Genomic DNA, 9,536 nt, shown 5'->3' with positions numbered 1-9,536 from the left:
CGTTAGAGATTCGCCGAGCATACGAAAGCCCGGGCAACGCAATTGCGGATCTGAATCTTAGCGACGCTTACGTCCGGGGGACACGTTCTGGGCGGCAAACTCCTCGGCCAGGCTTATCAGGAGCGACCGTTTGCGAGTCGGAATTTCCCGGAAAACGGTGAGCAGGTTCTCTTCCTGCACGGAGTGCGCGTAGATCTCAAGGGAAATCGCCGGCACCTCGGAAGCAGGTGCACCCACCCCGCCTCCATGTGCGATTCTACCCATGACCAGCCAGTCCGGTGAAACCCCGGTAATTTCGAGTATTCGGATTAGGCTCTGCAACGAGGGTTGGGTGCCGCTCGGATGTTCCCATTGGGCCACTGCGCTTGCGCTTACGCCAATACGCCTTGCCAGTTCGGTCTGCGATATCGCGGCTTTCCTGCGAGCGGAGCGTACCCGATCTGCCAGTGATTCCTGGAGAGTTCCGTTAGCTGAACTTGGATTCTTTTTCAAGGCCCACTTGTCCTTAAGCAGCGCTTCAGTCCAGCCGCGAATGTTAACGAACGCAACCGACTGGATACAAGCATGGGCAGAAAGTCTCCAGGAGCACCTGGAAAGCCGACCTAAGTAACTCGACCCAGCCGGCGGGCACGCCATTACCGCCCCGACCAACGGCGCCGCCGGGATCATGCTGACGGTCATGCACTACTACGACCACTTCTCTGCCCGAAGGCCGACGAGCAGGGCATCATCGACTTCCTGCTGACCTCGGGCGCGATCGGCGTCCAGTACAAGGAGTACGCCTCGATCTCGGGCGCCGAAGTCGGCTGCCAGGGCGGGGTCGGCGTGACCTGCTCGATGGCCGCTGGCGAACTCACGGCTGCGCCCGGCGGCAGCATCTACCAGATCGAGAAGGCCGCGAGATCGGCATGGAGCACAACCTCGACCTGACCTGCAATCCGATCGGCGGCCTCGCCCAGATCCCCTGCATTGAACGCAACGCAATGAGATCGGTCAATGCGATCGACGCCCCACGCATGGCCATGGGGTGGGCACGACAAGCACCGCGTCTCGTTCGACAAGGTCATCAAGACCAAGCGCGACACCGGCCGCGACATGCAGGACAAGCGCAAGGAGACCTCGCACGACGGTCTCGCCGTCAATATCATCGAGCGCTAGTTCGCGAGACGAGGCGCTACTTCGACACGCCCGCTGATGGCGTGGTCATCGCCGCTGGCGAACGATGCGCCTTACCGTCGCGAAGAAAAGCCCGAAATGATCGGCAATCTGCGAGTAGCTGTTTTCGGCGGAAGCCCACGCTGCGCGAATGACCTCGCTACTGTCCTTGATTTTCTTCGCGATCACAAGAAGGGAGTCATGCCCTGGGTCCCGAATCTTCTTGATACTCCTTCTGACCATCGAATAGCGCAGCCCGAAGTGATCGGCGATCGCTTTCATGCTGTATCCACCGATTGCGTAGACAGCCGCGATAGCCTGCCCCCTATCGCGGCGGGCCTTGACATGCGGCCGCAAGGACTTGGGCGGTTGCCGACCAGTAATGCACCTTCCTCCAGCTTCGCAATGAGGGGATCAGCGAAGACCTCGTCTCCGTCGTACCTCTGGCGGTCCCTGAGCGGGCACGCGCCGCGTCTTGCGCGGCGTGGGCACGGCGCCGTCGACATGTTTGCGACGGGACTTGTGACCTTCGCGCGGTCCGGATGCGGAGCACCCTGACCAAGCTGACTCTGGCTCGCCAGCAGAGACAAAGATGGCGAATGAACAGGGGCCGATTCACGATGGCGCCGAGAATGGGCAACCCCAGGAGCGATCGCCTTCGACGTGAGCCGGCAGTGCGGCCGATCGCGTCCGCCTCGACGAGTCGTTCAATCAGCCCATCTCGCGAATTCGCCCCGCCGATGTGCCACCTACGGCCCGTTGCCTTAAACTGGCCGGATATCGAGTGGCTACGCATCGGCGTGGCCGCGGCGCCCGGAGAATTCGCAATGAACCAGCTAAACGACATCCTCGACCAGGACCTCGACCCGGTCGAAACGCAGGAATGGACCGAATCGCTGCAGGCGATCATCCAGTCCGACGGCCCCGAGCGCGCGCATTACCTGCTCGAGCGCATGGTCGAGGAGACCCGGCGCGCCGGCGGCCACCTGCCGTTCCAGCCGACCACCGAGTACATCAACACGATCCCGCCGCACATGGAGGCGAAGTCGCCGGGCGACCCGGCCATGGAATGGCGGATCCGTTCATTGGTGCGCTGGAACGCGATGGCCATGGTCATCCGCGCCAACCGCAAACCCGGTGACCTCGGCGGCCATATCGCCAGCTTCGCCTCGAGCGCGACCCTCTACGACGTCGGCTTCAACCACTTCTGGCGGGCGCCGAGCGACGAGCACCCGGGCGACCTGATCTTCCACCAGGGCCACTCGAGCCCGGGCGTCTATGCGCGCTCGTTCCTCGAAGGTCGCATCAGCGCCGAACAGCTCGACCATTTCCGCATGGAGGTGCAGGGCAACGGCAAGGGCCTGTCCTCGTACCCTCACCCGTGGCTGATGCCCGACTACTGGCAGGTACCGACCGTCTCGATGGGCCTCGGCCCGCTGCAGGCGATCTACCAGGCCCAGTTCATGAAATACCTCGAGCACCGCGGCCTGATCGCGCCGAGCGACCGCAAGGTCTGGTGCTTCATCGGCGACGGTGAGTCGGACGAACCTGAGACCCTCGGCGCGATCTCGCTGGCCGGGCGCGAAGGCCTCGACAATCTCATTTTCGTCGTCAACTGCAACCTGCAACGCCTCGACGGCCCGGTCCGCGGCAATGGCAAGATCATCCAGGAACTCGAGGGCGTGTTCCGCGGTGCCGGCTGGAACGCGATCAAGCTGTGCTGGGGCAGCTACTGGGATCCGCTCCTGGCCCGCGACACCAAGGGCATGCTGCGCAAGCTGATGATGGAAACCGTCGACGGCGAATACCAGAACTGCAAGGCCTTCGGCGGCAAGTACACGCGCGAGCATTTCTTCGGCAAGTACCCGGAAACCGCCCAGCTCGTCGCCAACCTGTCCGACGACGACATCTGGCGCCTGAATCGCGGCGGTCACGATCCGCACAAGGTCTATGCGGCCTACCACAGGGCCGTCAATACCAAGGGCATGCCGACCGTGATCCTGGCCAAGACCGTCAAGGGCTACGGCATGGGCAGCGCCGGCGAGTCGCAGAACATCACCCATCAGCAGAAGAAGATGGACGATGCCGCCGTGCGCGCCTTCCGCGACCGCTTCAACATCCCGATCTCCGACGAAGACCTGCCGAGCGTGCCGTACTACCACCCGGGCAAGGATTCGCCGGAGGTGCAGTACATGCTCGAACGGCGCAAGGCGCTCGGCGGCTTCCTGCCGCAGCGGCGCATGAAGTCCGAAGCGCTGGCGACGCCCGAACTGTCCGCGCTCGAACAGCTGACCAAGGGGACCGGCGAACGCGAGATCTCGACCACCATGGCCTTCGTGCGCGGCATGAACCTGCTCCTGCGTGACAAGGTCATCGGCCCGCGCATCGTGCCGATCGTGGCCGACGAAGCACGCACCTTCGGCATGGAGGGTATGTTCCGCCAGATCGGCATCTACGCGCCGTTCGGCCAGAAGTACAAGCCGATGGACGCCGACCAGCTCATGTACTACCGCGAGGACGAATCGGGCCAGGTGCTGCAGCAGGGCATCAGCGAACCGGGCGCGTTCTCCTCGTGGATGGCCGCGGCGACGAGCTACTCGATCAGCAACGTGCCGATGCTGCCGTTCTACATCTATTACTCGATGTTCGGCTTCCAGCGCATCGGCGACCTCGCCTGGGCCGCCGGCGACATGCGCGCGCGCGGCTTCCTGCTCGGCGGCACGGCCGGTCGCACCACCCTCAACGGCGAAGGCCTGCAACACGAGGATGGCCACTCGCACCTGCTTGCCGGCGCGGTCCCGAACTGCCGCAGCTACGATCCGACCTTTTCGTTCGAGGTCGCGGTGATCCTGCAGGACGGCGTACGCCGCATGCTGACCGAGCAGGAGGACACCTACTACTACATCACGCTGATGAACGAGAACTATGCCCATCCCGACATGCCGAAGGGTGCCGAGCCCGGCATCGTCAAGGGCATGTACCTGTTGCGGGAATCGGGAATGGGCAATGGGGAGAACGGGAAAGCAAAGAGCAAGGCGAAGAACGTGCCGCAGGTGCAGTTGATGGGCAGTGGCACGATCCTGCGCGAAGTCATCGCTGCCGCGGAACTGCTTGAAGAAGAATTCGGCGTCGCCAGCACGATCTGGTCTTGCCCGAGCTTCAACGAACTGCGCCGCGACGGCTTCGACGTCGAACGCTGGAACCGCCTGCACCCGATGAGCAAGAAGCCGCGCAAATCCTGGGTGGCCGAATGCCTCGAGGGCCACGCCGGGCCGGTGGTCGCGGCGACCGACTACGTACGCGCCTACGCCGACCAGATCCGCGCCTTCATCCCGGATGGCCGCAAGTTCATCGCCCTCGGTACCGACGGATATGGCCGCAGCGATTCACGCGAGGCCCTGCGTGGCTTCTTCGAGGTCGACCGCTACTGGGTCGCGCACGCGGCGATCGCCGCCCTGGCCGAGGAAGGCAAGATGAATCCCGAGGATGTCGCGCGGGCGATCAAGCAATGGAAGCTCGATCCGGAGAAGCCCAATCCGACCACGGTCTGAGGCTCCGCCGATGCGCGGAGGCGGGATCATGCTCATCTTCGCACACTGGCTGCCGGGTTAGGCGGCTTCGATGGGCAGCGCAATCCACGACATCGCCAGGCAGTTTCTTCCGCTCAGGCCCCACTATTACTACGCGCGCATCAAGCTCGCCACCGACCCGCTCTACGCCGGCGTCGGCGAGGTCCTCGCTGGCACCTCGGCGCCGCTGCTCGATCTCGGCTGCGGCATCGGATTGCTCGCCCATGCCTTGCGCGCACAGGGATTTTCCGGGCCCTATCTCGGGGTGGACAGCGATGCCCGAAAGATCGATGCCGCCCGCGCCGCGGGCGGTCGCGCCGAACTGGCTGCGGTGGCCTTCACGTGCTTCGATCTCGAGAACGGATTTCCCGACCACGAGGGCAGTGTCGCCCTGCTCGACATCCTCCAGTTTCTCGCACCGACCGCCCAGGATGCCGTGCTCGAACGCGCCATGGATTGCCTGGTTCCGGGGTCGCGCCTGGTCATCCGCAGCGGACTCGCCCTTCCCGGCTGGCGGCTCGCATTCACACGCGGCGTCGACCGGCTGGCGCGCCTGGTCGGCTGGATGAACATCGGTCCGCAGCGTTACCCCGATCGCTCAGCGCTCGAACGAAGATTCGCCGAGCGCGGCCTCACCGCCACGTTCCGCCCCCTGCACGGACGAATGCCGTTCGAGAACTGGCTGATCTGCGCGGCCCTCGGCCCAGGTCAGACGAGGTCCGCCCGGCCATCGCCCGCGCTCACCCCGGATTGAGCGTCCACAGGCTCGCGTTGAGCACGGTGGCAAAACCGATCCAGGCGAGATACGGGAGCATCAGCCACCCGGAGATGCGGTCACGCCGGAAGAACAGCGCGATCGTGACGATGACGACCAGATCAAGAACGAGGATATCGATCAGCGCCAGGTCGATGCGGTGCGCACCAAAAAACAGCGGCGACCAGGCTGCATTGACGACCAGCTGCACGAGCCATGCGCCGATCGATAGGTCGACGCCTTGGCGCCGATAGACCCGCCACGCAGCGATCGCCATGAAGACATAGAGCAGCGTCCAGACCGGCCCGAATAGCCACGCCGGCGGATTGAACGCGGGTTTGGTGAGCGCGGCATACCACGTGTCCGGAGCAGCCATTGCGCCGGCACCCGCGGCGGCCGCGACCAGCAGGAAGAAGACAGCCAGGCTTTTCCATCCGCGCATGAGGGTGGCTCCGATCGGGTCATTGCAGCGAACGCTACACGAATGATCGCAACCCGGCTTGAACGACGGCGGCGGCGCGTCCGCATGACGGGTGCGCCAGCGAAAGATGTGGCCGGCACCTTTCGGGGATGGCCTTGCCCCCCGTGATCGGCAGGCGATCTGTCCCGATCGCTCCGGCCAGCTTGCCGGCGACAGCCGACTTCCGGCCTGTCTGCGCGCTGGCTGCCTGCCTCCGGGACAAATGTTTCCCGCACATGGAGCACGGCTCAATGACCGAGAATGGCGTGCCAGGCCGGCAAGGTCGCCATCGAGAACAAGGTCCCGTAGCCAATCAGGGCCGCAGCCAGTTCCGGCGCAAGACCGGCGCTCGCGAGCAAGGCGCCCGAGGTCATCATCGGCGGCATTGCGGTCAGGTAGACGGCGACCAGGGTCAGTTCCGGTGAGAGTCCAAATAGACGGCACAGCGCCCAGGCGAGCGCCGGCATCAGCAGCAATTTTGCGCTCAATCCGAACGCCAAGGGCAGAACATGATGGCGTGGAAGCCGCAGCCGCAGTTGCATGCCGAGGGCGAGCACGACGATCGGCAGCAACGCATCGGCGAGCAGGCGCAAGCCATGGCCGAGAACCTCCGGTGGATCGGCCGGCATCACGGTCAGGGCCACGACCAGGGCAATGAACGGCGGAAAGACCAGCACCCGGCGGGCAATGGTCGACAACCTCGGGCGTGCGCCGCCACCGTACAAGGCAACGACGAACAATCCCCAACTGGCCAGGATCAGGAATGAACCGAGCTGGTCATAGACCACGGCATAGCGCAGCGAATCCGCACCGACCAGAACCGGTATCAGTGCATAGCCGATGAAGGACGTGTTGCCGAGAGGGATCTGCAGCAACAGATTGGCCGTGACCTCGCGCGGAAGCGACACCTGCCTGGCCAGCGGCAGGACCAGCACGATCGACGCCAGCAGGATGATCCACGGAATCGCAATCAGGCCAATCAGCTCGCGCTCGAATTCGAGGCGCGGTGCGTACAGGAGGATGGCCGCCGGTAGGCAGACGTAGAGCACCACGAGATTGAGCGTATCGGCGGCGTTGCCGGGCACCCAGCCCCGCCAGTGCAGGACCCGCCCGATGGCGATCAGGGCCAGAATCAGGGCAAAGGTCGAAACGACCGGCATCGCTCATCCTCGTCAGGGCGCTGGCGCGCCCGCCACTATAGAGGACGATACCGGTCGCGAGTTCGATGGGCCCGGAGCCGTTGGCAAACCGCCCATGTTTGGACGATAGTGAACGTCAGTGACCGACCGAGGGTCGCGTCCCGCGCGGGAGGTTTCGATGAAACGCCTTCTATCCGTGATGCTCGCCGCAATAGTCGGCGGATGTGCCTCGGCACCACCATCGCCGGCGCCGCCATCCGACGCCCTGTACCGCTCGCTCGGAGGCACGCCGGGAATCGAGCGACTGGTCGATGCGAGCCTGGCCAGGGTCCACGCCGACCTGCGCATCAACCTGTTTTTCGAGAATACCGACCTGGCCGACCTGCGCCGCCTGCTGATCGAGCAGATCTGTGCCGCGAGCGGCGGACCCTGCGTCTACACCGGCCGCAGCATGGAAGAAGCGCACTCGGGCATGAACCTCATCGACGAGGACTTCAATGCCTTCGTCGAGGACCTCGTTGCAGCCATGAATGAAGTCGCGCTCGCTGCTTCGACGCAGGAGCAGGTGCTCGGCCTGTTCGGTCCGATGAAGCCCGAGATCGTCGGCCAGTAGTCGCTCGCGCAACCGCGCCCGCCCTGCCGCGAGGCCTTGTCCGGGCCCGTTGGCCTGGGCCGCCGCGACGATACGACGCCCGTATACTTGAAGTCGATTCCTGCCACACAACACGAGACGATGGACAGCCCCGGTTCCTCAAACAACCTACATTTTTCGACCGTCGTCGTCGGCAGCTACGTGCACGATCATGTCTGGCTGACCGACCGCTTCCCGGAGACCGGCGAAACGCGCCGGGCCCTCGGCTTCAGCACCGGTCCTGGCGGCAAGGGATTCAACCAGGCGGTGGCCTGCCGGCGTCAGGGGGGAGAGGTCGTCTTCATCGGCGCCCTCGGTGACGACGCTCTGGCGCAAGCCGCGCGGGCGTTCGCCGAGCAGGAGGGCCTGGACTGCCGGTGGCAGATCTGCACAGGCACCCCGACGGCTGCCGCCAGCATCGTCGTCGACGCCGACGGCGCCAATCGCATCCTCGTCAACCTGGCTGCCAACGAGTTGCTCGAGGTCGACTTCCTGCAGGCCCATGTAGCGTCGTTTTCAGGCGCCCGCGTCCTTCTCGCACAACTGGAAAACTCCCTTGACACGGTGCGCGCGGCGCTGGCCCTCGGCCGGCGACACGGTCTGGTGACCCTGCTCAACCCGGCTCCGGTGCACGCCGACATCGACGCAGGCCTGCTTGCTCTGTGCGACCTGATCACGCCCAATGAACTCGAATTCGCCCTCTTGCTCGAGCGGATCAGCGGCGAGAAGGTCGATCACTCGGGCCTTGCCACCCAGGCCGACGAGCAGCTGCATGCACTGTGCCGCCGGCTCGATGTTGGCAGCGTCGTGATCACGCTCGGCGCGGCCGGCTGTTTCGTCTCGCACGGCGCCGGGGCGCGCTTCGAAGCCGGCAGCCATTACCGGATCCCTGCCGAAAGGGTGCGCGCGATCGACACCGTCGGCGCCGGCGATGCGTTCAACGGCGCACTGGCCGCCGCACTCGCAGATCCCGAGGCCGGGACGTTCCGCGATGCGGTGGTCCACGCCAATCGCGTCGCTGCCCTCAGCACCGAGAAGATCGGCGCCTCGCTGGCCATGCCGACCCTCTCCGAAGTGCACGATCGATTCGGTGCGGATTGAACGGCGGCAGAGCGCGGCTCAGGGCCCGGAGAGGCGCGATCGCCGGCGCCGGCGATCGCGAATGTGCATCAGCGCACGCATGCGCGCCGAGCGTCGCCAGAAGTAGCGCACGACAAGCATCACGACGACGAAGGCCACGATGGACAGGATCACCTTGCCGCGACCTAGCCAGGTCAGCAGCCATTCGTGGTTCTGCGCCCCGTAGTAGCCCAGATAGACCCAGACCGGCACGCTGATAAGAGCGGCGAAACCATCGAGCAGGAAAAAGCGCAGGAACGATACCCGTCGGGTCATCCCCGCGGTCAGGAAGATCGGGGAGCGCAATCCAGGCAGGAAGCGCGCTACGAACATCAGGCGATTGCCATAACGACTGAATTTCGCCTGGACCAGGGCATAGCGGCGCGGGGTCAGCAGATAGGCCACCCAGCGTACGCGCAGCGCACGTTCGCCGAACACGCGACCGATGACGAACATGATCGCATCCCCGGCGAGGACACCGGTAATGCCAACCGCGACCATGACATGCACGTTCGCATAACCGAGACCGGCGATGACGCCCCCCGCGACCAGGGTGATGTCCTCCGGAATCGGCAAGCCGAATCCGCAGATCATCAGCACGATGAGGACGGCGACATAGCCGTTCTCGGTGAAGAAGCCGATCAGGGTGTTGAGCAGCTCCATCAGCGCACCCGCTGCAACGGGCGCCGGCAAAAGGTTCCTGGATTTC

Annotated in this window: 10 protein-coding genes and 1 pseudogene; 6 read left to right on the top strand and 5 right to left on the bottom strand. The window is 64.7% G+C overall.

Translation table 11 applies throughout. The features are described 5' to 3' along the window. Positions 1-57: 57 nt before the first annotated feature. Positions 58-492, bottom strand: a complete 435-nt coding sequence (locus BM125_RS02030; protein WP_245778766.1) for a helix-turn-helix domain-containing protein — start codon at positions 490-492, stop codon at positions 58-60. Positions 493-726: 234 nt separating this feature from the next. Between BM125_RS02030 and BM125_RS20940 the strand changes: the two are divergent. Together BM125_RS20940 and BM125_RS20935 are read left to right on the top strand one after the other, a co-directional pair. Then, positions 727-968 (top strand): annotated as a pseudogene (locus BM125_RS20940) (L-serine ammonia-lyase, iron-sulfur-dependent, subunit alpha); the annotation flags it as partial. A 28-nt stretch (positions 969-996) separates the two neighbouring features. Continuing rightward, complete coding sequence (locus BM125_RS20935; protein WP_425429587.1) at positions 997-1,158, top strand: hypothetical protein; 162 nt, start codon at positions 997-999, stop codon at positions 1,156-1,158. 45 nt (positions 1,159-1,203) lie between these two features. Here the strand turns inward: BM125_RS20935 and BM125_RS02020 are convergent, their stop codons facing one another. Next, positions 1,204-1,437 carry a hypothetical protein gene (locus BM125_RS02020; RefSeq protein WP_092404359.1) on the bottom strand — a complete coding sequence of 78 codons (234 nt, stop codon included), beginning with the start codon at positions 1,435-1,437 and terminating at the stop codon, positions 1,204-1,206. 545 nt (positions 1,438-1,982) lie between these two features. On the opposite strand from BM125_RS02020, the gene aceE reads away from it, so the two are divergent. Then, positions 1,983-4,706: a pyruvate dehydrogenase (acetyl-transferring), homodimeric type gene (aceE, locus tag BM125_RS02015; RefSeq protein ID WP_092404357.1), complete on the top strand. Its 2,724-nt coding sequence runs from the start codon at positions 1,983-1,985 to the stop codon at positions 4,704-4,706. 70 nt (positions 4,707-4,776) lie between these two features. After that, positions 4,777-5,478, top strand: coding sequence for a class I SAM-dependent methyltransferase (locus BM125_RS02010; RefSeq protein ID WP_092404356.1), 702 nt, complete (start codon positions 4,777-4,779; stop codon positions 5,476-5,478). Here the strand turns inward: BM125_RS02010 and BM125_RS02005 are convergent. After that, the gene (locus BM125_RS02005) at positions 5,465-5,920 is read right to left on the bottom strand and encodes a TspO/MBR family protein (RefSeq protein ID WP_092404354.1); all 456 of its coding nucleotides are present in this window, start codon (positions 5,918-5,920) and stop codon (positions 5,465-5,467) included. The two genes, BM125_RS02010 and BM125_RS02005, sit on opposite strands and share 14 nt — an antisense overlap. 266 nt (positions 5,921-6,186) lie before the next feature. Next, positions 6,187-7,098, bottom strand: coding sequence for an AEC family transporter (locus BM125_RS02000; RefSeq protein ID WP_092404352.1), 912 nt, complete (start codon positions 7,096-7,098; stop codon positions 6,187-6,189). A 157-nt stretch (positions 7,099-7,255) separates the two neighbouring features. Between BM125_RS02000 and BM125_RS01995 the strand changes: the two genes are divergently transcribed. Further along, complete coding sequence (locus tag BM125_RS01995; protein WP_092404350.1) at positions 7,256-7,690, top strand: group I truncated hemoglobin; 435 nt, start codon at positions 7,256-7,258, stop codon at positions 7,688-7,690. A gap of 120 nt (positions 7,691-7,810) precedes the next feature. Next, positions 7,811-8,809: a ribokinase gene (locus tag BM125_RS01990; RefSeq protein ID WP_092404348.1), complete on the top strand. Its 999-nt coding sequence runs from the start codon at positions 7,811-7,813 to the stop codon at positions 8,807-8,809. 18 nt (positions 8,810-8,827) lie between these two features. Here the strand turns inward: BM125_RS01990 and BM125_RS01985 are convergent, their stop codons facing one another. Then, positions 8,828-9,520, bottom strand: a complete 693-nt coding sequence (locus tag BM125_RS01985; RefSeq protein WP_342741284.1) for a DedA family protein — start codon at positions 9,518-9,520, stop codon at positions 8,828-8,830. Between the last annotated feature and the right edge of the window lie 16 nt (positions 9,521-9,536).

It is taken from the genome of Dokdonella immobilis (genome assembly GCF_900115085.1).
Classification (GTDB): Bacteria; Pseudomonadota; Gammaproteobacteria; order Xanthomonadales; family Rhodanobacteraceae; genus Dokdonella; species Dokdonella immobilis.
The sequence above is the reverse complement of the archived record's forward strand: the minus strand, read 5'-3'. Positions and strand labels throughout refer to the sequence as shown.